The sequence below is a fragment of the Streptomyces thermovulgaris genome (assembly GCF_002155915.1).
Classification (GTDB): Bacteria; Actinomycetota; Actinomycetes; order Streptomycetales; family Streptomycetaceae; genus Streptomyces; species Streptomyces thermovulgaris.
Genome location: NZ_MUME01000388.1, coordinates 8,310 through 8,544 on the forward strand (window position 1 = coordinate 8,310; position 235 = coordinate 8,544).

The 235-nt window shown below is 74.5% G+C and carries 1 pseudogene; it reads right to left on the reverse strand.

The annotated features are described in order from the left end of the window. Positions 1-196, reverse strand: a pseudogene (locus tag CCN35_RS29735) (4-aminobutyrate--2-oxoglutarate transaminase); the annotation flags it as partial. Positions 197-235: the final 39 nt, after the last annotated feature.

Below are 235 nucleotides of genomic sequence, written 5' to 3' on the forward strand. Positions count from 1 at the left end.
TGCCGGAGGCGAAGTCGATGAGGTGGTTGCCGTCGACGTCCACGAGGACGCCGCCGCCCGCCCGGTCCACGAAGACGGGGAGCGTGACGCCGAGACCGCCGGGGAGAGCTGCCTCGCGGCGCCGTTGCAGCTCACGGGAGCGGGGGCCGGGCAGCTCGGTGCGGAGAATGCGGCGCTGCTCGGGCTGGGGCGGCAGAGGTGAGGACGACGGTACGGGGGACGGGGTCGATACGGG